The organism is Daejeonella sp. (assembly GCF_030684675.1).
Taxonomy (GTDB): domain Bacteria; phylum Bacteroidota; class Bacteroidia; order Sphingobacteriales; family Sphingobacteriaceae; genus Daejeonella.
Genome location: NZ_JAUXXZ010000023.1, coordinates 39,936 through 66,222, shown reverse-complemented (window position 1 = coordinate 66,222; position 26,287 = coordinate 39,936). Strand labels below are relative to the sequence as shown.

General features: G+C 42.1%; 22 protein-coding genes and 1 pseudogene. 4 read left to right on the top strand and 19 right to left on the bottom strand.

Features of this window, described 5'->3' with window-relative positions; translation table 11 throughout:
- Positions 1-301: 301 nt before the first annotated feature.
- Positions 302-1,309, bottom strand: coding sequence for a hypothetical protein (locus Q8M41_RS03830; RefSeq protein ID WP_305363923.1), 1,008 nt, complete (start codon positions 1,307-1,309; stop codon positions 302-304).
- 454 nt (positions 1,310-1,763) lie between these two features.
- Between Q8M41_RS03830 and Q8M41_RS03825 the strand changes: the two genes are divergently transcribed.
- Both Q8M41_RS03825 and Q8M41_RS03820 read left to right on the top strand, forming a co-directional pair.
- Positions 1,764-3,035, top strand: a complete 1,272-nt coding sequence (locus Q8M41_RS03825; protein WP_305363922.1) for a sensor histidine kinase KdpD — start codon at positions 1,764-1,766, stop codon at positions 3,033-3,035.
- Between the two features lie 626 nt (positions 3,036-3,661).
- Positions 3,662-4,555, top strand: coding sequence for an EamA family transporter (locus Q8M41_RS03820; RefSeq protein ID WP_305363921.1), 894 nt, complete (start codon positions 3,662-3,664; stop codon positions 4,553-4,555).
- Positions 4,556-4,645: 90 nt separating this feature from the next.
- Here Q8M41_RS03820 and Q8M41_RS03815 read toward each other — a convergent pair whose 3' ends face one another.
- The 16 genes and pseudogenes from Q8M41_RS03815 to Q8M41_RS03745 form a co-directional block, all read right to left on the bottom strand.
- The gene (locus tag Q8M41_RS03815) at positions 4,646-5,893 is read right to left on the bottom strand and encodes a dipeptidase (RefSeq protein WP_305363920.1); all 1,248 of its coding nucleotides are present in this window, start codon (positions 5,891-5,893) and stop codon (positions 4,646-4,648) included.
- Between the two features lie 145 nt (positions 5,894-6,038).
- Positions 6,039-7,376 (bottom strand): hypothetical protein, encoded by a 1,338-nt coding sequence (locus Q8M41_RS03810; RefSeq protein WP_305363919.1) that lies wholly within the window; start codon positions 7,374-7,376, stop codon positions 6,039-6,041.
- A gap of 141 nt (positions 7,377-7,517) precedes the next feature.
- The gene (locus Q8M41_RS03805; RefSeq protein ID WP_305363918.1) at positions 7,518-8,888 is read right to left on the bottom strand and encodes a hypothetical protein; all 1,371 of its coding nucleotides are present in this window, start codon (positions 8,886-8,888) and stop codon (positions 7,518-7,520) included.
- Positions 8,889-9,213: 325 nt separating this feature from the next.
- On the bottom strand, positions 9,214-10,287 hold the full coding sequence (locus Q8M41_RS03800; RefSeq protein WP_305363917.1) for a hypothetical protein: 1,074 nt from the start codon (positions 10,285-10,287) through the stop codon (positions 9,214-9,216).
- 634 nt (positions 10,288-10,921) lie between these two features.
- Positions 10,922-11,140 carry a helix-turn-helix transcriptional regulator gene (locus tag Q8M41_RS03795; RefSeq protein WP_305363916.1) on the bottom strand — a complete coding sequence of 73 codons (219 nt, stop codon included), beginning with the start codon at positions 11,138-11,140 and terminating at the stop codon, positions 10,922-10,924.
- 3 nt (positions 11,141-11,143) lie between these two features.
- The gene (locus Q8M41_RS03790) at positions 11,144-11,680 is read right to left on the bottom strand and encodes a DUF2975 domain-containing protein (RefSeq protein WP_305363915.1); all 537 of its coding nucleotides are present in this window, start codon (positions 11,678-11,680) and stop codon (positions 11,144-11,146) included.
- A gap of 211 nt (positions 11,681-11,891) precedes the next feature.
- A complete protein-coding gene (locus tag Q8M41_RS03785; protein ID WP_305363914.1) occupies positions 11,892-12,143 on the bottom strand; it encodes a hypothetical protein in 252 nt (83 codons plus the stop codon).
- Positions 12,144-12,223: 80 nt separating this feature from the next.
- Positions 12,224-12,472, bottom strand: a pseudogene (locus Q8M41_RS18180) (DUF86 domain-containing protein); the annotation flags it as partial.
- Positions 12,473-12,557: 85 nt separating this feature from the next.
- Complete coding sequence (locus Q8M41_RS03780) at positions 12,558-12,848, bottom strand: nucleotidyltransferase family protein (RefSeq protein ID WP_305363913.1); 291 nt, start codon at positions 12,846-12,848, stop codon at positions 12,558-12,560.
- 103 nt (positions 12,849-12,951) lie between these two features.
- A complete protein-coding gene (locus tag Q8M41_RS03775; RefSeq protein ID WP_305363912.1) occupies positions 12,952-13,518 on the bottom strand; it encodes a dihydrofolate reductase family protein in 567 nt (188 codons plus the stop codon).
- 94 nt (positions 13,519-13,612) lie between these two features.
- The gene (locus Q8M41_RS03770; RefSeq protein ID WP_305363911.1) at positions 13,613-14,890 is read right to left on the bottom strand and encodes an MFS transporter; all 1,278 of its coding nucleotides are present in this window, start codon (positions 14,888-14,890) and stop codon (positions 13,613-13,615) included.
- Positions 14,891-15,127: 237 nt separating this feature from the next.
- Positions 15,128-17,473 carry a DUF4838 domain-containing protein gene (locus tag Q8M41_RS03765; RefSeq protein ID WP_305363910.1) on the bottom strand — a complete coding sequence of 782 codons (2,346 nt, stop codon included), beginning with the start codon at positions 17,471-17,473 and terminating at the stop codon, positions 15,128-15,130.
- 164 nt (positions 17,474-17,637) lie between these two features.
- A complete protein-coding gene (locus tag Q8M41_RS03760; RefSeq protein ID WP_305363909.1) occupies positions 17,638-18,165 on the bottom strand; it encodes a hypothetical protein in 528 nt (175 codons plus the stop codon).
- A 48-nt stretch (positions 18,166-18,213) separates the two neighbouring features.
- Positions 18,214-18,429, bottom strand: coding sequence for a hypothetical protein (locus Q8M41_RS03755; protein ID WP_305363908.1), 216 nt, complete (start codon positions 18,427-18,429; stop codon positions 18,214-18,216).
- 82 nt (positions 18,430-18,511) lie between these two features.
- Positions 18,512-18,973: a RidA family protein gene (locus Q8M41_RS03750; RefSeq protein WP_305363907.1), complete on the bottom strand. Its 462-nt coding sequence runs from the start codon at positions 18,971-18,973 to the stop codon at positions 18,512-18,514.
- Positions 18,974-19,090: 117 nt separating this feature from the next.
- Positions 19,091-21,529, bottom strand: a complete 2,439-nt coding sequence (locus tag Q8M41_RS03745) for a penicillin acylase family protein (protein ID WP_305363906.1) — start codon at positions 21,527-21,529, stop codon at positions 19,091-19,093.
- Between the two features lie 134 nt (positions 21,530-21,663).
- On the opposite strand from Q8M41_RS03745, the gene Q8M41_RS03740 reads away from it, so the two are divergent.
- Together Q8M41_RS03740 and Q8M41_RS03735 are read left to right on the top strand one after the other, a co-directional pair.
- Positions 21,664-21,864 (top strand): DUF5808 domain-containing protein, encoded by a 201-nt coding sequence (locus Q8M41_RS03740; RefSeq protein WP_305363905.1) that lies wholly within the window; start codon positions 21,664-21,666, stop codon positions 21,862-21,864.
- Positions 21,865-22,487: 623 nt separating this feature from the next.
- Positions 22,488-23,708 carry a sialidase family protein gene (locus Q8M41_RS03735; RefSeq protein WP_305363904.1) on the top strand — a complete coding sequence of 407 codons (1,221 nt, stop codon included), beginning with the start codon at positions 22,488-22,490 and terminating at the stop codon, positions 23,706-23,708.
- A 304-nt stretch (positions 23,709-24,012) separates the two neighbouring features.
- On the opposite strand, the gene Q8M41_RS03730 is transcribed toward Q8M41_RS03735, so the two are convergent.
- Positions 24,013-24,930: a hydroxypyruvate isomerase family protein gene (locus Q8M41_RS03730; protein ID WP_305363903.1), complete on the bottom strand. Its 918-nt coding sequence runs from the start codon at positions 24,928-24,930 to the stop codon at positions 24,013-24,015.
- 21 nt (positions 24,931-24,951) lie between these two features.
- Positions 24,952-26,277, bottom strand: coding sequence for a Gfo/Idh/MocA family oxidoreductase (locus Q8M41_RS03725; protein ID WP_305363902.1), 1,326 nt, complete (start codon positions 26,275-26,277; stop codon positions 24,952-24,954).
- Positions 26,278-26,287: the final 10 nt, after the last annotated feature.

Genomic DNA, 26,287 nt, shown 5'->3' with positions numbered 1-26,287 from the left:
AAAACCTTGTTTCAAGCACATAGATCCACTAATCGCTTCAAATCATCCATAAAGTGGTTCGAGAAACGCACAGTTGGGTGCACAGGCCTCGGAGATATTCTCTGAGGCTTTTTTATGCTGCAAGGTGTCGCCGGCCTGCTTGAGGGGGTATTTATGCTATTTGATGGCTTACCTTGTGTCTAGAATTAATACTTAATTTGTAGATATAATTATAAGGATTTTAAGGTTTATTGACACGTTTGCTGACACATTTTGGCACGTTATAGCTCAATCTACATTCATTAGCGAAAATAAGAATCCCTCATTTTAAGTATTGCAATGAACGAATCTTATTCTTTATAAATCCGCTGGAAATCCCCAAACGGATATAACTATACTGATTTGTGTAATAGATATTGTATGGATCCTCGCCATAATATCCGGCGGAAGCCATCAGAAATGCGTTCTGCATAAAAGGCATGCTGTAGTTGAATGAAACCTCTGCATTTAGTCTTTTCTTTGCTGATCCAAATTTGTATTCAGCCATCGGATTAACGGCATAAGATAAATCAGCGTTCACCCGAATCAATTCCTTTTCCAATACCTTCTGGTCATCGTTCTCTCTGTTTTTCAACTTTTTCCACGATCTGCCATTTTCTTTATATAGGTTGTACCTCCTGAAGGAAAAGCTATACAGGATCCGGGTAAAACCATAATCGTTTTTTAAGATGGGCTCATAGCTAAAACCCTTATGTATTTCTACACCTACGCGATGATTAAATGAAGAATATGCAGTATGCTGAGGATCCTGATTCTGAAAATGGCCAAACCTGTACAAAGCAGTGATGTAATTGGTGTTGAAATTGCCATTATACGTGTTTATTGTGCCGTCTGGGTTTAAGGCATTGCCATCCTGTCCGTTAGAATGATGGGTAAAACTTAGCTCAGCATATTTATAATGTTCAGCATCGTTGTTTAACCGCACATAGGCTGCTGCTCCAAGCCTAAAGCTAGAGGTGCGCACTCCGGCCGACCGTTCATTGAGCACTTTAACTGTAAAATCAGGAATTAGCGCAAGTGATACCGGCAAGTGTTTACTGGCAATTATTAAGTAAGTGGTGGTGAGCCGCCCCTCGATAATAAATTTAGCAGGAGCGCCTATCTCCCCGAAAGGACTAGTATAGGATAGTTCGCGGTTTTCTTTATATCGCTCGATATATTCCTGATTTACTTCTTTGTGGATGGAATCTGCAGCATCTATCTTAACCTGTGCAAAGCTGGTGTTATTTATTAAAAAACAAATTGCAGTATAGGCCAGGAGAGTTTTCATGAACAAATTTGATATGTTATATACGTTTATGCGAACGCACTTAGATTCAACTCGTTTAAAATTTTGGTTTTGCCTGTTGGCGATACTGGAGGAATGACCATCCGATCGTTCCAGCTACAAAAGATCCGTTTTTAACTTTTATGGGGACAATTTTTATGCTTTTTCTATTTAATTTCTTTGTCAATCACGCGGCGGGGGATTTTGTAAAGTAGTTTCTGGGCTTCAGAATGCTCTTGCTTATAGTTGGCGTATGTTAGTTCTTTTGTGCATCATTAGTTTAAAAATTATATAGTTAATGAAAACCCTGGGGAGGGGTAGGACCTAAGACATACTTTTCTATAAGTTAATAAATCTTAAGACAATTTGTCCTTTAATTAATTTTAATAGCTGAGATCATATTCTTCCTTTCCTGCTTTATTTTTTTAAGTATTATATTCGGATAAATTTTAACCATATGTCAAACCACTATTTTTTAAGGAACGGCGAAACCGGATTTGCGGATAGTTCCTTTGTTAAAATAATGAGTGCTATTAGTGCCACTAGTGGTGTTATGGCGCTTATCAGTGCATTTTTTGGAAGAGACTCGGTACCTTATGCCATATCCCTGATTGCACTTGCGGGAATTATGACTTTTTCGCTGGTACTTTGCTATTTTAAAGCTATAAACCTTGTACGGTACTTTTTGCCGATAAGCACCACCATCTGGATTATTTATTCATGTTTAGCATTTGGAACCAAACTTGGCAATCAAAATTATTTGATCATTGCCCTCATCTGTTTGGCAATTTTCAGTAAGAGTACCCGATATAAAATAATTAGTATTCTGATCATACTTATGGTTGCTGTAATTATTAATTTACATCAGCAATTTTATTTTCCCTACTTTCCCTTACCCAAAGCAGCACCTGTATTTTATCTTATAAACACCGTAATTCCCTTAATCGCCATTTCTTTTATTTATATCGTAGTCTTTAATAATGCTAAACGATCCGAAAAAATTATACAAGACCAAAAATTAGCCCTTGAGAATTCGATCATGTTTAAGAATAGGATGCTTACTGTCATTGGGCATGATATGCGTACCCCCTTTGTAGATGCAAAGGGGATACTGGAACTTATGGTGAACAATGAATTGACAGAAAACGAAAAGAAAAGCTTAACTGCTGATTTACAGAAAAGCGTAGACCTTTCGCTGGAAACACTGGATAATATTTTAGCATGGGCAACACAAACTTACTATGCTGATAATTCTGAAAGTAAGATTAAACCTGAACAGATAGATCTCTATCAGGTGGTTGAAAAAATAAAACTGTTTTTCAATCAGGCGGCTCTTAAGAAAAACATAGTTTTTAAAAACAATATCTCGCCGGCAATCGGCATTATAGCCGATTTGGAGCAGATTTCATTCGTTATAAGAAATTTAACAGCTAATGCTGTTAAATTTAGCCATAGTAACCAAACCATTATTTTCTCTGCAATAGAAGCTGAGGATAAATTGACTTTTTTAGTCAGGGACGAAGGTGTTGGCATGAGCCATGATTCCTTGAAATCACTTTTCGATATGAATAGGCGAACGACAATGCGCGGTACCGCCAATGAAAAAGGCAGTGGACTCGGATTGATTTTTTCTAAAGAGTTAATCGTAAATCATCATGGCGAATTATGGATTGAAAGTACATTAGGTAAGGGGACTACAGTCTGTTTTTCTTTGCCGAAATTGAATTAGCTCTGGAATGCCCTTTCTTTGCAGGTAGACTCACTGTCTGTGGAAATACTTTGCTGAAACTGTACAACAGCTATTCAATGTTTTACTGAAAAATCAATTTCCGTAATTATGAAAACTTGTGTTCTTTTTTATAAAATAAGGATTAATGACTGTTCAAACTCTGGGAAAGATATCAGGTAGGAATAGGGAATAGGAAACGCGATAGTACAATCGGGTTGAGAGAGTAAAATTTCAGCGCTCAATTCTTCTCTACAGCTCAAAGCTGAAACCTCAATCTGATTAGAAGAGTAATGCCTATATCGAACTCGTTAATTAACCTGTTCAGTTATATCAGGGCGGAATAGTCAAGAGAATATGAAATAAAACGAATGAAGGAGAATTCCACAGGTTTTGGACCATTCGGCAGATTATTTCAAAAATTTCAATACAGATTCGTAAAGATGGCTACATTTGTCGCTCCTTGTAAAGAGGCCTGCCCCACTCGAATCTTACAGACTCAAAAAGTACCGGACTGCTTTATGGTTTATGAGTAATCTAGTCAGTCCATTGGTAAAGGAAACAGGTTTCGGATCAGAATGAGGATGATTTAATAAGGAGGCTCATCATGCTTACATGTTATTAAAATAATGAACACGATAAATTTACCTCCAAAACATCTTCTCATGGTTCTTGCCATCGTGTTGATATGGGGCGTCAATTTTGTTGCAGTCTATATCGGATTAAAGAGTTTCCCTCCCTTTCTGTTAAGTGCGCTTCGATTTGGCCTTTCGGCCCTACCATGGGTGTTTTTCATACCCAGGCCCAAAGGCTCAGTTAAGTTGATTGTATATTACGGCCTCTTTAATTTCGCCCTGCAGTTTGGGTTCATTTTTACCGGAATCCATCTTGGGATATCTCCGGGGCTTGCTTCACTCGTTCTCCAGATTCAGGTATTCTTTTCAATGGGCCTTGCTTTCTTGTTCTTTCACGACCGGCCAAGTCCTTTCAAAATTGCCGGCTCCCTGATATCTTTCGTCGGCATCGGGATTGTGGGATATCATGTTAATGGTGGGAGCACCTTTACAGGTCTGATTCTGATGCTTCTTGCTGCCTTTTCATGGGCTGCAGGGAATATGTTCACCAAGAAAATTCATTCAGAATCTCCACTTGCACTGGTAGTCTGGGGTAATCTGGCAGCCTTTCCGGTGATGGTTCTGGTCTCATACTTTTTTGAAGGGCCGCATGTTATCCAGAGTTCATTGAAAAATATGTCGTGGCCTGCGATTGCCTCAGTATGTTATATTGTTTACTTCTCAACCCATATAGGTTATGGTGCCTGGGGATTTCTGATGAAATCCTATTCCACCTCAGTGGTTGTTCCTTTTACGCTTTTGGTACCGGTGGTAGGATTCATGAGTTCGGCAATATACTTAGGTGAAGAAATACAATCATGGAAGCTTTTAGCGTCTTTATTCATACTGAGCGGACTAATATTTGGATTACTTGAGAAGCAGATTAGGTCGTGGCTTTCGCCACGATGACAAATCGATTTTAATAAACCTAGAATACGGTTCGGAGACCGGAATCTGATTATTCACACAAATTGACAAATTATTCTATTTGCTCATTTACTAATTTCCCGTCACCTCCCGAATCACCCTCAGCCAGTTTAATCCAAGAATCTTCTTAATCCTCGTATCACTGTAACCCAGCCTTTGCATCGCCATGGTCATCTGCGGATAATCGCTGATGTCTTTAATTTCGCGCGGCAATTCGGGGCCACCGTCTAAATCGGAACCCAAAGCCATGTGATCCTCACCCACTAATTGCACACCATAGTCAATCACTTTAGCCAACTGATCTACATGCATCCAATACTCTTCAGGGATGGTTCCTCTGAAACTCAATGGAACCTCTTTAAGTACTTCCTTATCTACTTCTTCAATGGTCTTCAGAGGAGCAGCCTGTACTGTGCCAGGCTTTGTCTCGTTGGATTTTTTCTGCCCTTGCTGCCATTTCCAGTATATAGGATTGTTAAAGAGGCTACCGAAGTGGATACCAATCACTCCACCCTTTGCTGCGAGAGATTTTGCTGCTTCGTCGGTAATACAGCGTGGATGTGGTACAATGCCGTAAAATCCTCCATGACTGTAAATCAGGGGATGCTTACTGGCCTCAACACTTTGCAGGATAGCATCATTAGATGCATGGGCAATATTGATCACCATACCTAGCTCATTCATTTCCCGGATGATTTTTCTTCCAAGATCGTTAATGCCACCCCAGCGACTTACATCATTACAGGTATCAATAAACGCATTGGTGGTGTTATGTGCAGGCAGTTGAATGGATCTAAGTCCTAAGCGATGAAGTGCCCGGAGCAGGTTTATATCCCCATCCATGTCCCATGGACCTTCCAGATCGAGGAAAGCAGCCATTTTGCCCTTCTTATTGATGCGCTGGATATCGCTGGCATTAAGCGCCAGTTCGATTTGAGAATGATTCTTTTTGATCTGGTCCAATGCCAGGTTTACTACCCGAAAAGTATTTTTTGTCTCAAACCTTCCCGGATAATAGTGTTCAGGAGTATAGACTGAAAAGAACATCGCGTCAACGCCACCTTCTTTTGCCCTTGGCAGATCGACATTCCCATCGGTATAACGCTGACCGATATCAGTTCCCATTAACAGCTCGCGGGTCATCACATGCGTATGCCCATCCATCACAAATGCTTTGCGATGCAGATCAGGCATTGGTTTATTCTGCATATTAAAGGGCACATTATTTCCGGCTACCGGAGTAGCAAAAAGGGAATCTATTGGAAAACTTCCAGCTAAAGGAAGTAGTGTTAAAGTCTTTATCAGGTCTCTTCTTTTCATGTGTTTAATGTCTGTTGTCGGTTGCCTGTTATCAGAATAAAGGCTGCTAATTTCAAATTTGAGGTCTGAAGACGGAGGTCAGAAGTCAGAAGTCTGATGTCGGAAGCTTCCTACCTCAGACCTCCTATCTCAGACTTCCTGCCTCTTACTGATCAAATCCCCTAATATACGGCCGTGCCGGTGGCCGCTCACCTTTGTTAAATTGTGCTCCACGTGTTGGACGATAAGTCACATTCAGGAAAGGAGTTTCGATGCGGCGTCCGACAGGAGAGTATTTACTGCCTTCCCAGTTTGACTCCATATAATGGTTTGTAATTCCTGTGGTAAGAAGCAGTCGCTCTGCATTGAATGGTTCTTTTTTGCTTAGCATCATCTCTACAATCCAGTGCGGTTGGGCGTTTGATGCGTGATACTGGTCGAATGGCCCCGGGAAGCCAAGTAAAGAGACAATTGTCGGCTCATTTTGCCCTTCAATTTCACCTGCGTAAGTCCAGGATGGCCCCTGAGCACCAATGATAGCCGCTTTTGTTCCATCATTATATTCAATGACACAGATGTTTATTCTAGGGCTCGCCTGATAGTGTCCCTGCTTCAGGTCTAAACTTTTCGCGACTGCATCGAGCAGTTTGCCTGCCCAGGCATTGTGTTCTACCCATTTCCATGCTTCGGGCCCGCGGATGGATTGAATCGACTTCACACCTGTCTCGCCGCCCTTGCGGCGCTCAACGAATGCATGAAGCAATTCGATGCAATGGAAAATTGCTCCCTCATCCGGAGCAGCTCCAACCACGATTGAGTGCTTTATTGGCGTGTCGTTATCCAGTTCTATTTCGGGTTTGCGGTAGTAGACCGGAAGTAAGGATCCGCCGGTCAATGGAAAGCCCAATTCACGGGATTTGTCGAACATCCACTTCGCATCATCCCAGTTGTATGAAAAATGCTTATCGTTAAATACCGGTACCGAGCGCTTACTCTGCTCGAAAACGCGGATAACCTGATTGTATAACCACCAGCGTGGCAGGAGCCAACGCCCCTTAAGATCGGTGGTATAATTGCCGTGTTCTCCAACGATGACCACACCATCCACTGCAAGTTCCTTGCCACCGAGTGTCAAAGCTTCAGTTACCGATTTAAAGACCGGAAAACCTTTTGCTTTAGCGACCTTCTGTCCGAGCAAGCTTGTATCATGCTGGTGCAGGTATAGTGATACAACTTCAACACGGGAAGGATGGTAAGCACCCTGCCACCAATAACCATCAATCAGCTTGTTTACCAACCAGTCGGCATGTGATCTCGTAGCACCCCAAAAGGTAGCTAACACGGCAATCCGGGGTTTTCTGTCCTGAGTCTTTCCAAGAGCATCGCTTGAGATGCCTGTTAATGCAGCCAAACCTGCTATTCCACCAATACCCAGTATTTCACGGCGGGTAAAGTTTGGGTTTGACTCTATGATTTTATTTATCGGTAGTGAATCTGGATCCATGGGTGCAATTTTATTTGGTTTCTTTTTCTGTGTTTCTTGTTACTGTTTTATGGGAGGGATGTCTGAGGTCTGAAGTCGGATGTCTGATGTCTGATGTCTGAAACCTCCTACCTCAGACTTCAGACCTCCTACCTCATTTTCCTACTGATCAAACCCCCTGATATACGGCCGTGCCGGTGGTCTTTCCCCCTTGCTGAATTGTGCTCCTCTTGTAGAGCGATACTTGATGTTCAGGGCAGGTGTTTCAAGGTGGCGTCCGACTGCGGAGTACTTACTGCCTTCCCAGTTTGATTCCATGTAGTGGTTTGTAATACCGGTAGATAGAAGCAAACGCTCAGCATTGAATGGTTCCTTTTTAGTAACCATCATCTCTGTGATCCAGTGTGGTTGAGCGTTAGAGGCATGATATTGGTCGTAAGGTCCGGCCCAGCCCAGCATAGAAATAATCGTCGGCTCATTTTGTCCTGCGATTTCACCTGCGTAAGTCCATCCCACACCCTGGCCGCCAATTACAGCAGCTTTTGTTCCATCATTATAGTCGATGACACATATATTTGTTTGTGGGCTTTCCTGGAAATATCCGGGTTTAAATTCAAATCTTTTAGCGACTGAATCAAGCAATTTGCCGGCCCATGGATTGCGTTCGACCCATTTCCATGCTTCAGGTCCGCGGATAGATTGTATCGACTTAACGCCAGACTCACCACCTTTACGACGCTCTACGAAGGCTTGAAGTACATCAATAGCATGGAAAATACCACCCTCATCTCCCGCACCTCCAATTACGATTGAGTTTTTTATAGGAGTATCGATATCAATTTCTATCTCAGGCTTGCGGTAATAGACCGGTATGGAGGAACCTCCTGTTAATGGGAAGTTCAGCTCACGAGATTTGTCAAACATCCACTTTGCCTCATCCCAGTTATAGGAGAGGTGCTTATCGTTAAAGACCGGCACCGAGCGCTTACTTTGTTCAAAAACCCGCACAACCTGCTGGTAGATCCACCAGCGTGGCAGGAGCCAGTGCCCTCTGAGGTCGGTTGCATATTCACCGTGTTCTGCAACTATGACAACACCATCTACTGCAAGTTCCTTGCCCCCTAGTGTCAACGCTTCAGCTACTGTTTTAAAGACCGGAATGCCTTTCGCCTTGGCCACTTTCTGACCCAATAAGCTTTCGTCATGCTGGTGCATATAAATAGACACAACATCTACCCGCGAAGGAGTGTAGGCACCATCCCACCAATAACCGTCAATCAGTTTGTTTACAATCCAGTCGGCATGCGATCTCGTAAAAGCCCAATAACTGGCCAGAACAGCGATACGGGGTCGGCTTTGCTGAGTATTCGGAAAAGCAGCAGCTGCAGCATTACCCGCAAAAGCCGTTAAACCTGCCATACCCGCGATTCCAAGCATTTGACGCCTGGTAAACAGCGGATCAGCATCCATAATTTCAGTGATTGGGAAGGAATCTGCAGCTCCTGTTGCAATTTCCGCTTGTTTCTTTGCCATAAGGTTTTCTTTCTTGTTTAGGAGTGAATATTATGCCCTGTCATTTAATCTATATCCGGAAACTAAATTAACAATACTTTGAATGATTAGGAATGAATAAATGTCGGGGCATGTAACAAATGTAGTGGAGGGGGATTGGTGGTTTTCAGAATATATCGAATAAGGAATAAGTTCATCAACTCAACTGTCCGTAGAGTTTCCATCGATTACGAAAATTGATTTTTTAGCACAACATTAATTATTAAACTCATCGGATGACTCAAGTCATCGGATGAGTTTAATAGTTTTCCCTGCCTGCCGGCAGGTTTGCTCCTTGCTCTTTGATTTACTGATCAAAACCCCGGATGTAGGGTTGGTTAGGCGGTCGTTCGCCCTTGTTAAAGAGTGCTCCGCGCGTAGAGCGGTAGGATATGTTCAGGAACGGTGTTTCGATACGTCGTCCGATTGCAGAGTAACGGCTGTTCTCCCAGTTCGATTCATTGAATTGGTTCACAATTCCGGTTGACAATAGCAGCCGCTCAGCATTGAATGGTTCTTTTTTGGTCAGCATCATCTCGGTAATCCAGTGCGGCAGGTCATTGGCGGCGTGGTACTGCCCGAAGGGGCCGGGCATCCCAAGCATCGAGACGATTACCGGTTCTTTGCGCCCTTCGATTTCGCCGGCGTAAGTCCAGCCCACATTCCTGCCTGAAATTATAGCTGCTTTTGTTCCATCATTATACTCCACGATAAGGACACTTGGTCTGTTATTCTCCTGAAAGTAACCCGGCTTCAGATCAAAACTTGCCCGCACTGCCTCAAGCAGTTTGCCAGCCCATGGATTGCGTTCGACCCAGTTCCATGTTTCAGGACCCCGGATTGATTGTACCGATTCAACACTAGTTTCACCGCCTTTTCGGCGTTCTGCAAAGGACTGTAGCAGGTCGATGCAATGGAAAATGGCTCCCTCATCATTAGCTTCTCCAACCACAAGCGATGTCTTTATGGGTGTATCAATATCCAGTTCTATTTCTGGCTTGCGATAATAGCTGGGTATGGAAGACCCTCCTGTCAGGGGAAAGTTCAGCTCCCGGGATTTGTCAAACATCCACTTAGCTTCATCCCAATTATAGGAGAGGTGCTTATCGTTAAAGACCGGTACCGAGCGCTTACTCTGCTCGAAAACGCGAATAACCTGATTGTAAATCCACCAGCGCGGCAAGAGCCAGTGCCCCTTAAGATCGGTTGGGTAATTCCCGTGTTCCCCAATAATGACCACACCATCCACGGCAAGTTCCGTTCCCCCAAGTGTGACGGCTTGCGCTACTGTCTTAAAGATCGGAATGTTTTTCGCTTTACATATTTTCTGACCCAATGCGCTTTCTTCAAGTTGATGGATGTAAACAGACACAACCTCCACCCGCGACGGAGTATGGGCGCCATGCCACCAATAACCGTCCAATAGCTTGCAAATGATCCAGTCGGCATGAGATCTGGTAGCAGCCCAATAGCTGACAAGACAAGCGATACGAGGTTTTGTCTGCGGAGTATGCGCGAAAGCATCCGCTGCATTGCCGGTAAGGGCCATTATACCCGCTAAGCCGGCCATACCGAGCACTTCCCGCCGGGTGAAGCCTGGGTTTGACTCAATAATTTCATTGATGGGGAATGTATCTGCCGCCTTGCCTTTGATTTCGCTTGTTCTCTTTGCCATGATGTTTTATTTTCTTGAATAGGAATGAATCTGCCCTGCGGTTCATTTATTATAAATCTATAAATTAAATAAAAATTTTGCCTGCTGATTTTTATGTATTTAAAATGCGGTTTAAGAACCCGCATCATCTGGAATTCGATATGCCTTGCAGAAGATATCGAATAGCGGAATTGTAGAATGATGAAAAGTCCCGACTATGCTGTTGTCTGAACCATGATTCAGATGATTTATTTGATTATTATGAATCATTACCGACTGTCCTTAGCGCAGCGCCTCTACGGATTATCAAAGATGAGGTTCTCCCGACTCCTCTAATTTTAAAAATGGTTGAAAATCAATATTATCCTCCTTTGTTCTCATTGTCGTATTCCAAAATATCACCAGGCTGACAATCCAGGGCTTTACAAATTGCGTCTAAGGTGCTAAAACGGATTGCTTTGGCCTTTCCGGTTTTTAAGATTGAAAGATTGGATAATGTCAGATCAACTCTTTCGGAAAGTTCATTCAGAGATATTTTTCTCTTTGCCATGATCACATCCAGGTTTACAATGATTGGCATAGATTATACAGTTAAGTCGTTTTCGTTTTGGATCTCAATTCCCCTTTTTATAATGGTCGCAATTATATAAATAATCGCCGACATTAGAATAAACGCTTCACTGTCTGCCCAAAACTGGCCCAGTGTATCAATTTTAAGGCCCTGCTTAAGCAAATTTGTGCTTGTGTGCTGAGCTAGAGAACTTAATAATCCTATGGACAATGTAAAGTAAGAAATTTGAGTAATTTGTTCTGAAACAAAACTGTTGAATGGTTTTAACAAATCAAGTTTGCTTATTAGCCTGACGACGATATAAAATAAGTAGGCTTTCAAAAGTGAGATAGCCAGGATAAAGGTGTACATATTGAAAAAATCCCATTTGCTAACATTATACATTTCACTTAAGTCCAGCTTCTGATATAAATTTTGGACAAATTCAGGCTTGTATAAGCTGAATATAAAATTGACGATCAAGCCTCCGGCTTCAATACACAAGCCAACGAAGATGACCCATGCCACAATAGTCAGGAATGTAAACACGTAGTTATTTTTCTTTTTCATCCTTTTAGAAATTTAAATTAATGTTGCAAGATAATAATTATTTATTGATAAACAATAAAAATACATTAATTATCAATTAAAATAAATTTCTTATTCTTTGGATTAAAATTCTAATGTTGATTGGTGCTACTTGTAATTTAAGTGCTAAATATAATGATGATAGAACCACCTAAAAGAGTAATTTCCTTAAGAATTCAATTTTGAATCCACGTTATTTTAAATTCTGTTCTTTTAAAAGATTTTCTAATTCCTGTTTATTAGGATTCGACTTATTAACCAATTTATATGCTAAGAACAGAGGGATTAGTGTCAACAATCCTAAAGTGTTTTTCACAACACTATAAATTATAATACCTGCCAGAAAGCCAATTAATACAGCATTCATAATTGAATTAGATTTCATTTTTTTTACTACCTGCAATAATCCTTTGTCTGTTAATTCTGAGAGTTTTCTTTCTGTCATATTCTTTGTTTATTGGAACGATTTTCAAAGCTAAACGAGATACAGGGCATAGTCTTGTGATCTGTTAGTAGATTGGGTATTTATTTATTGAGAGATAAATTTTTTATATCATAGGATAATTTGTCAATGTCATTCTGAATTATTGTCCAAACGATCTCGTAATCCACACCCATGTAATCATGAACTATTCGGTTTCTGAATCCGATAATTCTAAACCAGTCAACCGCCGAATGTTGATCTTTAAATTCTTCAGGAAGCCGATTAGCAGCTTCTCCAATTATTTCAAAATTACGAATTACTGCATCCTGTGTCTTTGAATCTTCTGAGAAAAGTTCATAAGATAGTCAAACTGTATATCTTTTTATCTTTTTAACGGCTTCAAGGATGTCAGCAAGTAAAAGTTTTGGATCTCGTTTAGACATAATCTAACTCTTGTTCGATTTGTTTCAAATATTGAGGCCTTATTCCTTTTCTTGAAACCAGATCAACCTTTACCTTAAGAAGTTTTTCAAGTTCATTAGCTAAGTCAATAAATTCAACCCCAATAGGCCTTTGAAAGTCAACTAAAATGTCTATGTCACTGTTTTCTGTCTGTTGACCACGACCATATGATCCAAAAATCGCCATAAAACTCAAGCCATACTTATCTGTTAGCCGTGCTTTATGGTTTCTTAATGTGTTTTTGATGTCTATCAAACTTGTCATGATACAAATATACGAATTGATTGAGATTCAAATCGTTACTGCCAAAAGCTTTTGGAATATACCCTTTTGTCCTCTCAGCCTGCTAGTCTTTAAGCTTTCTGCTTTAAGCTTTAAGGTAGTGTAGTGCAATCACTCCGCAATCAAATGTTTTCGTTTCGATAAGATTCAGCTTTGTCGTTTCGCTGATCCCTTTAAATAAAGGAATGCCCTCTCCCAGTAAGACCGGATTAACAAATAACCAAAATTCGTCAATCAAACCCTCACTTAACAATGAATGTGAAGCTGTCGGACTTCCAAAGATTAAAATATTCTTCCCTTCCTGATTTTTGATTTTATTTATGTTCTCTGTGAGTTTGTCGCTAATAACTGTTGTGTTTTCAAGTCCTTTTGCACTGATTGTCTTTGATAAAACAACTTTGTGGACTTTCTTGTACCAGACTGAATGCTCTTTGTCGTGTTTTGAGGAATTTGGATGATCGGCAGCAGTGGGCCAATAACTTTCCATTAATTGATAAGTTACCCGTCCGTAAAGTGCGGTGTCAGCCTTGTCGGTCATTGTTGCAACAAAGTCAAAAATCTCATCATCTAATTTTGCCCAGTTCAATTCCCCCTTAGGTCCTGCAACAAAACCATCAAGTGAAGTGTGCATAAAAAAAATTAAATTTCTCATGTTGTTATTTGTTTATGCTTTCTATGTACTCATTTTAATTTCTATTCTATGGTTATGACTTTTTGCTTTAGGCTTTAAGCTTTCTGCTTTTAGCTTAAACCTCCTTCATCATTTTCCTCGATCCCAGCAAAGCCAGCAGCGTAAGTCCAGCAGCAATGGTCAGATAATAACCCACATAGGCAAGTCCGTAATTCTGCGCAAGGGTGGTAGCTAAATAGGGTGTTAAGGAAGCACCTAAAATCCCGGCCAGGGTAAAAGCCAGGGATGCGCCGGTATAACGCACAGGCGCCGGAAAGATCCCTGCAAGTGCAGTACCTATTGGTCCGTAACTAAGGCCCATCAGGAACATACCCAGTGAAAGGAATACTCCTGTGAGAAATAGGTTGTCTGAGATAAATATGAAAGCAAAGAAAAGTCCGAACAACATGATCCCAATAGTTGCTGCAACCAGCATTTCATTACGTCCATATTTATCAGCCAGCCAGGCAGATAGGGGGATGCCTAATCCGAAGAACAGCATAGAGACCATTTGCAGGATCAGGAAATCACTTTTAGTGTAATTCAGCGCCGTTGTACCCCAGCTCAGCGTAAATACAGTCATTAAATAAAAGAGCAGGAAGGTGGTGATCGTTGCTAGTGTACCTAAAGTGATGGCTTTGGTATGTTTTACAAACACATCCTTAACCGGCATTTTTGATTGTTGCTTATTGTCGACGATCTTCATAAAATCAGGCGTTTCGGTAATTTTTAATCGCACATAGAGGCCCACAAATACGAGCAATGCACTGGCTATGAATGGTATACGCCAGCCATAGTTTATAAAGTCGCTATCATTCATGGTTCTGCTCAGTATAAAAAAAGAACCTGTAGATAAAAGGAAACCTATTGGCGCACCCAATTGCGGAAACATACCGTACCATGCTTTTTTGTGTGGAGGGGCATTTTCTGTCGCCAGTAAAACTGCACCTCCCCATTCACCACCCAGGCCTAATCCCTGACCGAAACGAAATACGGCCAGTAATATCGGGGCTGCAATGCCTATAGAGGCATAGCCCGGCAAGAGTCCGATGGCGACAGTGGATGGACCCATCGTCATAAGCGCAGCAACGAGCGTCGCCTTACGACCTTTGCGATCGCCGAAATGTCCGAATAGTGCTGCACCCAGGGGCCTTGCAAAAAAGGCCAGTGCAAAAGTAGCCAGCGACTCGAGCGTAGCCATAGCTGGATCCAAAGCTGAGAAAAATAGTTTCGGAAAGACCAGTACCGCAGCAGTGGCATAAATATAAAAATCGAAAAACTCAATGGTGGTGCCGATGAGGCTCGCTGCTAAAATACGGCGTACCGGATTCGCGGGGGTAGTTGGCTGGGTCATAGACCCAAACATAGGAAATTTGAGTATATTTTCATCTGCTTATGATGGGGAAAGGACAATAGCGTAGGTGGGGCTCTTCATCATTCGACAATCCGGAGACGCTGCGCTGAAACTGTACAACAGTTAATTACTGTAGTACCGGACAATCAATTATGGTAACCGATGGAAACCTTACGGACAGAAGATTAATTGTAGTATCTCCTTAATTTAACCTAATATTAAGTAATCCTTTCCCCCTCACCTCACCGCAATCTGATCCGTATAAATTGAAAGCGGTTGCCCTGATCTAATATGCCAGGATGGAGTTTTTAACCAGCTTTCTGCATGGACTTTAATGTATCGGGTTTTCGTCCCTGATTTTAATTCTGCCAGAAATGGGAGGAATGAGATTTTTATAATTCCCTGGTTTTCGAGCGGGTTTGGGTTATGGGGGTTGCTGATTGTAATGGCTTCGCTGTATTCCTTACCATCCGAAGAAAGGGAATAGCTAACAAATTTTGGCAAAGCAAACAAATGCCAGTCGGGTTGTGCCTGCGGGTTCAGGAAATCCATGTTTAAAGAATTGACAGGAATGACTTCTCCGAGATCAAGGATAAAATCCATATGTTCGGCGGTACAATATACCCAGTTCTGATCGGCTTCCTGCCATGATTCATAGGATGCAAAAATGCCGTCGGTCAGGCTTTCCAAAGCTTTTGATTTAGGATTCGCTTTGCTGATTGGGATGATTTTTTTCTGGAATGATTTAACAGCGCTCATTCCTTCCATATTGTCAAAAATCCGCATATAGGATGCACGATAATGTTCCGGTGTTCCGCTTCTTTCCCGCACCAGTTTGACCTTATCCAGGGTACAGCCATCTGCAAAACTATTGACCAGGGTTTTAAATTCTGCTTTAGGTAAAACCCGCCCGGCACTGTCCTTCCGGAACATGCTTCGGTCGGTATTGATCTCTGTGCGGCCAATTTGTATCTCGGCATACATGAGAGGTAAACGGGCAGTTTTTACGCGCTTTAATAATTCAGGTTTTGAAGCTACTGCCTTTTCGGCTTTATCAAAAAGCTGCTTGTACTGCTGCATCATTCCTGCCGACAAATAGGCATTTTTTGCATGGATAGGATCCCCGAAAATACTCAGTACCATGCCACTTTTTACGAGTGATTCCTGCATGCTTTCAATGTACTGACGGATAAATGGAGCTGCCGCTTCGAAATATCCGTTCAGAAATTCATTGATAATTGCTTTATCATCTGCATCAGGATCCCACATTAATTTGCTGATCAGGTAAGAGCGCAGCAGGGCCATTTCGGCTGCTGCTTCGTTGTTTGCCTGCATGAACAAAGCATTTACGCGATTATCGGTATAGAATTTAATATTGGGTTTTAAGGTATACAGATTTGGAAAAGGGGATATAAAATTGGTGAACTGTATATTGTAATCCCAGATGATGATATCTTTTGAAAGTGCACCCCAATCTTTCAGGTCTTTTGAAAAAGCCGGATCTGTGACATAAACCGGAGCCTGACGCGAACTTTCAATATTGCAAAGCATAATATTAACATTGGGCTCAATTTCAATGTTTTTTGGAGCCTTGCGGGAGTACCAATAAGCCAAAGTTGAAATGATCTTATCGGGAATTTCGCGTGCGACCTGATTGACAAAATAAATGATCGAGCCACTTGGGACATTTCCGTATTTTTCATTCAATGCCTTACAGCCATCACATTGGCAATACCTGTCGTTATCATCCTGACTAACAGACCAATAGCTGGAATTTGGTTTTTCCTTTATTTTGTTTTTCAGGCTGGCAACAAGAATCTTTAAAACTTCAGGATTCGACAGGCATAACTGGGTTCCCGGTCGTCTTTTACCATCGATCAGTGAATAATATTCGGGATGGCTTTGGGCATATTGTTGCTGCGGAACCAGCGTGTTAAAGGTATGTACAAATAATCCCCAGTCATCCCTCGATGAAAGTTTGTGCCAGTCTGAATACTCCTGATCAGCCATTTGGCTGTAGGAGGTGGTTCTGTATTTGATCTTAGGCTCAACCACCTTTTCAGTCTTGGGTAGATTGAAAGTCTTAGCTTTTGGACTTGTCGCAATCTCAGGTGAATATTTCCTGAAACCCAGATCTTCCAGCAGATCAACAACGCCAAAAAGTAATCCCCTCTTCGCACTACCGGCAATTATAAAATTGTTCCCAACAGTTTTCCGGATAAGACCGGCTTCAGGTAGCTGAATAAAATTGATCTGCCTGGCTTTCGCATAATCCGTTTCACCGAGGTAAATACCATTTTTTACTACTGATTTCCCTTCTTCTGAAATTGGAACCGCCTTAACAGATAATTTGGATAAATACTTCTGCAGCTGCAAGGCTGCCTCCTTCTCAATCCCGTTCGCCTGTGCCGGAATAATGATCTGATAATCCAAAATCCCATCTCCGGTCATTTGCCTGCCCAAAAGACTTTCCTTCAATTCCGCACTCAGTAATTCCGGCAGAAAAGTTAATCCCGCAGCGATAATACCCGTGTTCTTTAAAAAACTGAGCCTTGATATGTTCTTAACTTTATCGTTTTCCATGTATATAATTCCCTGTTTATTTACCACCCCAAATTATGTTCTCAAGCTACGAAATCCACATTCTCAACTCTCCACTCTCAACTATCAATTCAATGGCTAAGTTCCCTCCTGTGTCAGGGATGACATCGTGGCTTAATTTACTATCCGTTTTTAATTCTCCCCTCTCAATTCTCAATTATCCACTCTATTTTGAATTCCGGATTATCAAACACATTCTTCGAAAACTTATAATCACTATAACTATCGATATCAATAAATCCCTCTTTTTCAATAAAATTTCCACTAATTTTCACCTGATCGCCTGTTTTTAATCCCTTTATCATTTCCTTTTTGTTTATTTCCAGCATACTGCTTAAAATAATCGACTTCTGGGCAGATTTATTAGAAGGATCAAGCGGAATACTGAAATTTACTTCAATAGAAGCCGGCTTTTCGATGATTTCAACCAGAGTAGCCTGCCAGGAATTAAACTTTAAAGCCAGACTGTCTTTTACATAGGCTTTAGTAGAAATTACCCCATTGTCGAGCAGGATACTCCGATTGGCTTTATCCTGTTCTGAAGCATTTACAACATCCCGGATTGATTTGACATAGTTCACAAATCTGATCTGATCTGCCGGACCCTGTACTTCTGCATTTTGTCCGCAGGAAGCTAAAAGGAACAAAATACCTGTAATAATGAAATTTCTCATATTCTTTTTATTGTTCAATACCAAAACAAGCTATTTCTCAGGGTTAAATTAAATGTAGCCAATGGCTCTCAAAATTCCAATAATCCCAACAAGAATCCAGAACACATTCAATAGGGTATAGGCACGGTCTTTTTTGAGTATCGCACACCAGGAAAGAAGAATAGCATCAATGGTATTGAAAACCCATACAAAAAGAAAGGGGCTATCGGGACCGAGCCAACTGACCAGCGTAAAGCTGAAAATCCGCATAATGACCCCGATCATTTCAAAAGTTTTTATGTTTCGAAGTATAAATTGATTCATAGGGTGCTGAAACTAAGTATTTGCTGTTTAAAAGATGCAGGCATTATTTCGATTTTAAGGTGAAGGAACTGGTAATTGAAATGCAGGAATTTCTGGAAAGGGAGTGTACACCAATTATTGTGCGGGTATGTATTCCTGCTCCTCCCAGTACCTCATTAAAGAGTTCAGAAGCACCGTTTGCTACTGCTGGACCATCATTCCAGTTCTCAGCATTCTGAAAATAGATGTCAAGATGATTGAGGCCTTCAACATTTTCAAATCCAATGAATTTTTGAATCTGTCCGATGATATTCCTTGCACAGATTCTTGCAGCTTCATAACCCTGTTCCGTGCTGATCTGATCACCCAAACGGCCGGCATGCTGGAGCTGCCCATTCTTTATCGGAAACTGAATTGCAACATAAGCAATATTGCCGCGGGTATTGACTGCGGTATAAGAACCGCCCGGTTTAGGTAAATTTTCAAGATCAATTTTTAGTGAATTGACATTTTGTACGATATCCATAGGTATTTAATTGTTCAGGAGCCAAAATACACATCTGGAAGGAAATGATATTGATTTCATAAAAAAAGGACAAGCTCTGGGTCTGCGAGCTTGTCCCTCTTGCGTGATGATTTAGGCTTATTCAGGTTTCAGTAAGGTCTTACTTACGCTTACCTTCTCAATCTTATCTCTGGAATAATAGATTGGGAAATGCTGGTCTTTGGTCCAGGGCTCAAAAAGGTTTCTGTAAAAGGGACTTGCAGGATCACCTGATTGGCCCGGACCATTGGTCGCTACCGCGGCATCCCAATCGCCGGTATTTACGATGATGCGGAAGGAAGCACCTGCATTCTGGCGTAAATTTCCGCTGGTTGAACCCGGAGTATCGCCATAACCGCCGCGAGGCAGGGGACCGAGATCTAAACTTGCTTTAATGCTGTCTTTTACGAGATGCCCCAATGCATGAGCCATATAGCTGTGTTTATATTTTGCCTGTCCGTATTGCCATTTGCTCTTATCAGGACCAAGCTTTTCTTCGAGATCTTTTAACCCGGCGCTAAAGGTTTCAGCTAAAAAGCGATCGCGGCCGGCAATTGGGTTTGAACCGAATTTTTTGTCCGGGTTCATGACCCAATCGATTATCTTCTTAGTCTGCAGAGAAATCAAACCTTTAACTGATACCGGAATAAATCGTTCAGCAGCTTGTGATTTGACCTGATTTTCCCATGCTACATAGATTGCAGCTTCAATGGAATTCGGGTTGAGTTTAAAATCCCAGGCCTTGAGTTGTTCTCTTGCCTCTGCCTCTTTTCCAGAAAGGGATAAATTATTCAGCAGAGGAGTGATTGTTCTTGCCGGAATCGACAGATAATCAACCTGAAGGGCTTTCATATCATCCATTGTTAATTTTTTATCCGTGCTCAAAACCTCATTGATGCGGTTTCCGCGAAAGGGATCTGCCCAGGCAAAGCCGGTAGCATCCCAGCGATTAAAGCTCTCAGGGGTCAGATTCTGATTGGCAGTCGCAAAAAAGCCTTTGGAAGGATTATAGGTATGCGGACGTTCTTTAATTGGCAAACGGCCTTCCCATTCAAAGCGACCATCGCCGGGTACTGGTACCAGTCCGCTTGATTTTTTCCGAATTGGCTGATAACCAACTACCTGCCAGCCAATATTTCCTTGCTTATCAGCCCATACCATGTTCAGACTTGGGATATGACTGTAAGAGCAGGCCTCGCGGAATTCTTCCCAGCTTTTCGCCTGATCCATTCTTAAGGAGGCCAAATAAGGTGCTGCACCAGGTTCCAGCCATCCGCAGCGGACTGCATAGGCCTTTTTATTCAGGCTATCGACATGGCTTACCGGTCCATGACGGGTATAAAGCAAATCAACTGATACATCAGCTTTACCTTTCACTTTAATCCTTTCCTGAATGACTTTCATATCCTCCCATTTCCCCTGATATTGATATTGACGCAGATTATTTGGATTTAGATCGTAAACATAAAGATCTTCACTATCGGTACCGAAAATGGTTAAACCCCAAGCCCCATATTCATTATGCCCGATTGAAATACCCGGAATTTCTGGCTCTCCACCACCCACTACATTCCATCCGGGCGCGACCAGGTGACTCATATAGCGAAGTGATGGAACAGAAATTGTACGATGGGGGTCATTGGCCATGAAAGCAGCTACATCGGCCATTTTATTTGCTCCCACGACCCAGTTATTGCTGCCTATTGAAAGTTTATCTTCTTTTGATTCATCAGCAGGTAGCATATTCAGACCGGCGGTCAGCTTCTTATCTCCGCGATACTCCGCCTGAATATCTTCGGGTTCGAATTTTACAGTCGCACGGAAAGCATCATACAATTCCAGAATATCATCAAATAATAATTCTTTATTGATTGCCGGATCAAGATCTATATCAGGAACCTGTGGATGGAAGGAGGAAAGCTCCTTCACTTTTTCAGAACCCAGTCGGGCTACTGCACGGCCTGTTTTTAGCTCTACTCCAATATTTCCCAATAAACCCTGATGCCGGGAGATGACTACTTCTGGGGTCCATTTGCCGGGTTTAATATTTAGCAATTTGAACTCAATAGGTAGTTTTTCAGGCTTTTTAAGGATTTCTTCAATGTAGGCATTCACTCCATCGCTATAGGCAGTAATGATCTCTTCACCATCTTTATGATAATGATTCATTTCCTGCTTCATATCTCCTCTGAATTTAAATAATCGGGAACCAATATCCCGCTTTATTTCCCGTTCCCCGAGGATTTCTGCAACGGTTCCGGTTGCTTGTCTCCTCCATATTTCGAACTGAAACAGGCGGTCTTTGGCTGCGGCATATCCCTGGGCAAAGAACAGATCATGCTGATTTTTCGCATAGATATGATTCACACCCCATTCATCCCTGATAATTTCGACCGGTTCTTTCAGACATTTGACAGCTAAATTATCAAAGCCTGATTTGCCGCAGGAAATAAGAAAAGTTCCGAAGAGGATGATGAGTGTAAACCTTAGCGACTTTTGGTTAAACTGTTTGAATGATCTTTGGGTATGAACAGTCATAGATTTTAAGTTTAGGTATTGAATCAGATTTTTTGCAAAGTTTTCTGAATATCAGTAATTTAGGGGATAGAAGCAAGCAAGGAATTGTTTTGTTACCTACAAACTATTAGAAATTATTTAAGCAAGAGCCAACCATGGATGATTTCAACAGGCAGAATAATGAGTTTTGGAAATGGGGCATTATCTATTTCAATCCGAGTGATCCTTCTATATGGATTGAAAAGCGTATCGGCATCGGCTGGACCTTAAATTTTGCGCATAAAGAATCGCTGGTTATTATTGGGATGATTCTTGCTATTCCAGTGGCTTTTTTGGTTTTTACGGTTTTGGGATAGGATGGGTTAGTCAATGGTAGGGTAGCATAGCGTTATGTCATTGCGATCCGCTCTGGGCGGAGAAGCAATCTCCTCACTATTATTACTAAACTCATAAGATTGCTTAGTCATTATTAGCAGCCTTCCAGCCTGTCATCCTGAACGTTTTACCTGTCTTCCCGACGGAGGAGGGATCTTCACCAATTGAAGAAAAATTCTCATTCCATAGCGCTAAGTTCCCTCAGCTGCTGAAGGGCAGCTATCGGGATGACATTGCGTTTAGTACCCTATTATTTACTTAGCAGCCTTGCAACCTGTCATCCTGAACGTTTTACCTGTCTTCCCGACGCAGGAGGGATCTTCACCAATTGAAGAAAAATTCTCATTTCTTAGCGCTAAGTTCCCTCAGCTGCTGAAGGGCAGCTATCGGGATGACAGTGTTTTAGTACCCTATTATTTACTTAGCAGCCTACCAACCTGTAATCCTGAACGAAGAGAAGGAACTTAGCGCTCTTGAAACAAAATTTTGTCCTTAAATAAAGATCAACAAACATTTCCTCTTTCTTTTTATTAATTTGTTCTCTGAACAAATCGTGTCTCCTCAAAATGGCTGGAGGAGATAGTTTCTTTTTTCAAGCCTTTTTATGAAAAAATTGAGATTAATTCTGGCATTTGAAGTTTGTGTGCTTGTTCTTTGCATCACAACCAATGGTTTCGGCATCATTGCAAATACGGGCAACTCGAATTTTCCCGATGAGCCACTCAGGAAGGACAGCATCCCCGGAGTTCAAAAGATCAAAGACATTATGATCTATGAAGACCCTCAATTCTATTCCTCATTTCCATCGATTGTAAAACGCCCAAACGGGGAATTGTTATTGGCTTTCAGACGGGCACCCGATCGTAAGGTATTTGGGGAAGACCATACGGAGCATGTTGATCCAAACAGTTATCTGGTTTCATTAAGGTCGAAAGATGGAGAAAACTGGTCAAAGAATCCGGAACTGATCTATGCTCACCCATTTGGTGGATCTCAGGATCCTTGTTTACTACAACTGCGCGACGGCACCTTATTGTGTACGAGTTATGGCTGGGCATTTGTCCGACCCGATGGTATGGTAAATCTTAAAAAGCCTTATTTCCTGACCGGGGGTGCAGTGTTTTTAGGAGGCTATCTGGTACGTTCAAAAGATGGAGGAGAGAACTGGGAGCAGCCAATCTATCCACCTCATATTGAGCCTGAGATCAATATTAATCCGATGGGCGATCCTGTCCCGGCCTACAACCGTGGTGCCCTGTATGAAGGCAAGAGCGGAAGAATCTTCTGGGCGGTGGCAGCAAGCCATGCTCCCGGAAAAACTTCTGTTCATCTGATCAATTCTGACGATAAGGGTCAGACCTGGAATTATTCCGCTCCTGTGGCTGTAGATGATAAAATTTCATTCAATGAGACCTCGGTTTATGAAACTCCAAAGGGGGATATTCTCGCATTCCTGAGGACAGCAGGCTATGAAGACCAGGCTTGTATTGCCCGTTCAACAGATGAAGGCAAAACTTTCAGCAAATGGGAGAGCATGGGATTTAAGGGTCATCCTTTGAATGCCCTCCGACTTCCGGATAAGCGGGTGCTGATCACCTATGGCTACCGCCACAAGCCTTTTGGAATCCGTGCCCGGATTCTGAATGAGGAGTGTACTGATTTTAAAACAGCACCAGAGATTATTCTACGTGAGGATGGTGGGAGTAGCGATATCGGCTACACCTGGCCGGTACAGTTAGATAAGAAGCGGGTTCTGGTTGTTTATTATTTCAATAAGGATAATAGGACCAGATCGATTCAGGGAACGATCTTGAAAGTGGATTGATTGTAAGTTTTTTTCTTTTAATAAATGAAATGAACCTGTCCCTCAAAGCGGGACAGGTTCATCAGAATTTTCAGCTTTATAAGTCCATTTTTAATTGGGACTGATTAGGTTTTTAAGTACTGCCTTTGGTTCTTAAACCCGATTGCAGCGGATACCGGCCTGTGCTTAAGGCCTGTGGAGTATGAGCGCAAAGGGGGGCTACCATTAAAGATTGCAGAACAGCAGTTTTTCAGATGATAAACCTTTTAGCATAAATGAAAATCATCTCTATATCTTACCCATAAAGATTTAAAATCCAAACAGTTTATTTAAACTTATCAGCTTCCCGATAAGCTTTGATCAACGCGAGTTCTCCGTCTTTGCCCGGTATTGCATTTCCATGCTCCATTCCGAGTACTCCCTTAAAGCCTTTACCATCAATGTATTTGAATACATTCCGGTAATTGATCTCGCCGGTTCCTGGTTCTTTTCTTCCAGGATTATCACCGATCTGAATGTAGGCGATTTCATCCCAGCATTTCTCCATGCTCGGAATCAGATTGCCTTCATTGCGCTGCATGTGGTAAATATCGTACAGGATCTTACAGGAAGGACTATTTACACCTTTACAGATCAGATGGGTTTGGTCGGAATGACGCAGGAATAGGTTAGGGGTGTCACTGAGTGGTTCAAGCACCATAATTAATCCATGCGGTTCCAGAATTTCGGCACCGCGTCTCAATGCCTCGATTACATTTCCGGTTTGTATACCTATGGGAAGAGCGCGCTCAAAATCACCGGGAACTACTGTTGCCCATTTTGCGTTAACCCGCTTGGCTACCTCAACAGCCTGACGGCATCCGTTTAAGAAGATGTCGATGTATTCTTTTTTGCCTGCTGCGAGGGTGTTTGCACCGTTTCCGCCTTTATCGACAACGAATACTCCCATGGTCATGTTGAGCTTTGCCAGGGTATTCCCTATTTCTTCCTGCAAAGCTACCGGGCGCTTCATGAGACCATTGTCCTCAATGCTTCTAAAACCCTGGTCGTGCATGAATTTAATCTGATCGATAAAATTTTCTCCGGAATGGGCAGCAAACATGCCTGCATGCGGTGCATAATCCAGATTAAAGGTTTTTTCTGCCTTGTTAGCTGCAGGCATAGCTGCAGCAAGAGTTGAGCTGGCGGCAGTTGCACCCAAACCGAGCATGACGCTGCTTTTTATGAATTCACTTCGTTTCATAGTATTTATTTTTTAAGCTTCTCAGACCACTTTTGTTACTCCAGGAATTGCATAGGGATAGGTGCCATCGAAATTTGGTAAAACTTTAGGCAATGCATCCCATGCGAGGCGTTCAGGCATCAGACTGATCTCCGAATTCAGGGCCTCATCCCATTTAACCACATTACCTGAATAGGATGCATAACGACCCAGAATTGCGGTCATTGTACTTTTTGCGGCATTTTCTGCATCCGAAAACTTGAACTGACCGGCAGTAATGGCTGCGAATAATTCATCGTGCTCAGTTTGGTATGGATTGGCATCGCCTTTTCCTTCATAATTTACCAGCACTTTCCCTTTATGATCCCAAATCTTACCAATATTACTCGAATCAAGGAAGACCTTGCCTTTAGTCCCCTGGAAGGATTCATCCACACGGTTTGCACCACCGGTATAGTGACGGCACTGACTTGAGATTACGCTACCATCATCGTAAACGAATTCAACAGAGTGACTGTCGAAGATCTCTCCATAATCTTTTCCGGTTCTTAAAAAGCGACCACCTGCGCCATATGCTGAAACAGGATATTTGTTTTTTACCCAGTTGGCTACGTCGATATTATGAACATGCTGCTCAACGATATGATCGCCGCAAAGCCAGTTGAAATAATACCAGTTTCTCATTTGATATTCCATCTCTGTTTGGTTTGGCTGGCGTGGATTTACCCATACACCACCGCTGTTCCAGTACACCTGTCCTGAAATAACATCTCCGATTCCACCCTGGTGAACTCTGTCGATGATCTCACGGTAATTTTTCTGATAATGACGCTGGAGTCCAACGACTACGTTCAGTTTTTTACGCTTTGCTTCTTCAGCTGTTGCTAATACACTTCGGATACCCGGCGAATCGGTTGCAACCGGCTTCTCCATGAAGATCTGTTTGTTCTGTTTTACTGCTTCTGCAAAATGTGCTGGCCTGAATCCCGGAGGAGTACAAAGCATAACTACATCAGCATCCTGCATGGCTGCGATATAACCATCGAAGCCAACAAACTTTTTATCAGCCGGAACACTGATTTTTTCAGCACCGAATTTTGTCAGAAGGGTCTGATAGCTTTTCTCGAGTTTATCGGGAAAAGCATCTGCCATGGCTACAAGCTTTAGATTGAACTTCGTACTCAGGGCCTGAAATGCAGCTCCTGTACCGCGGCTGCCACAGCCGATTAGGGCAACTTTAATAACGTCGGAGCCGCTTGCATAGGCTCCTGCAAGTGGAATTCCACTCAATAATGCACCACCGGTAAGGATGGCTGAGGTTTTTAGAAAATCTCTCCTGTGTTTAGTTTCAGAAATTTCGTTCTTCATGTTATGAATA

Excerpts from the sequence above, each read along its gene's own strand:
- Q8M41_RS03830 (WP_305363923.1), bottom strand. The coding sequence starts at position 1,309 with ATGAAAACTCTCCTGGCCTATACTGCAATTTGTTTTTTAATAAATAAC.
- Q8M41_RS03825 (WP_305363922.1), top strand. The coding sequence starts at position 1,764 with ATGTCAAACCACTATTTTTTAAGGAACGGCGAAACCGGATTTGCGGAT.
- Q8M41_RS03820 (WP_305363921.1), top strand. The coding sequence starts at position 3,662 with ATGAACACGATAAATTTACCTCCAAAACATCTTCTCATGGTTCTTGCC.
- Q8M41_RS03815 (WP_305363920.1), bottom strand. The coding sequence starts at position 5,893 with ATGAAAAGAAGAGACCTGATAAAGACTTTAACACTACTTCCTTTAGCT.
- Q8M41_RS03810 (WP_305363919.1), bottom strand. The coding sequence starts at position 7,376 with ATGGATCCAGATTCACTACCGATAAATAAAATCATAGAGTCAAACCCA.
- Q8M41_RS03805 (WP_305363918.1), bottom strand. The coding sequence starts at position 8,888 with ATGGCAAAGAAACAAGCGGAAATTGCAACAGGAGCTGCAGATTCCTTC.
- Q8M41_RS03795 (WP_305363916.1), bottom strand. The coding sequence starts at position 11,140 with ATGCCAATCATTGTAAACCTGGATGTGATCATGGCAAAGAGAAAAATA.
- Q8M41_RS03790 (WP_305363915.1), bottom strand. The coding sequence starts at position 11,680 with ATGAAAAAGAAAAATAACTACGTGTTTACATTCCTGACTATTGTGGCA.
- Q8M41_RS03785 (WP_305363914.1), bottom strand. The coding sequence starts at position 12,143 with ATGACAGAAAGAAAACTCTCAGAATTAACAGACAAAGGATTATTGCAG.
- Q8M41_RS03780 (WP_305363913.1), bottom strand. The coding sequence starts at position 12,848 with ATGACAAGTTTGATAGACATCAAAAACACATTAAGAAACCATAAAGCA.
- Q8M41_RS03775 (WP_305363912.1), bottom strand. The coding sequence starts at position 13,518 with ATGAGAAATTTAATTTTTTTTATGCACACTTCACTTGATGGTTTTGTT.
- Q8M41_RS03770 (WP_305363911.1), bottom strand. The coding sequence starts at position 14,890 with ATGACCCAGCCAACTACCCCCGCGAATCCGGTACGCCGTATTTTAGCA.
- Q8M41_RS03765 (WP_305363910.1), bottom strand. The coding sequence starts at position 17,473 with ATGGAAAACGATAAAGTTAAGAACATATCAAGGCTCAGTTTTTTAAAG.
- Q8M41_RS03760 (WP_305363909.1), bottom strand. The coding sequence starts at position 18,165 with ATGAGAAATTTCATTATTACAGGTATTTTGTTCCTTTTAGCTTCCTGC.
- Q8M41_RS03755 (WP_305363908.1), bottom strand. The coding sequence starts at position 18,429 with ATGATCGGGGTCATTATGCGGATTTTCAGCTTTACGCTGGTCAGTTGG.
- Q8M41_RS03750 (WP_305363907.1), bottom strand. The coding sequence starts at position 18,973 with ATGGATATCGTACAAAATGTCAATTCACTAAAAATTGATCTTGAAAAT.
- Q8M41_RS03745 (WP_305363906.1), bottom strand. The coding sequence starts at position 21,529 with ATGACTGTTCATACCCAAAGATCATTCAAACAGTTTAACCAAAAGTCG.
- Q8M41_RS03740 (WP_305363905.1), top strand. The coding sequence starts at position 21,664 with ATGGATGATTTCAACAGGCAGAATAATGAGTTTTGGAAATGGGGCATT.
- Q8M41_RS03735 (WP_305363904.1), top strand. The coding sequence starts at position 22,488 with ATGAAAAAATTGAGATTAATTCTGGCATTTGAAGTTTGTGTGCTTGTT.
- Q8M41_RS03730 (WP_305363903.1), bottom strand. The coding sequence starts at position 24,930 with ATGAAACGAAGTGAATTCATAAAAAGCAGCGTCATGCTCGGTTTGGGT.
- Q8M41_RS03725 (WP_305363902.1), bottom strand. The coding sequence starts at position 26,277 with ATGAAGAACGAAATTTCTGAAACTAAACACAGGAGAGATTTTCTAAAA.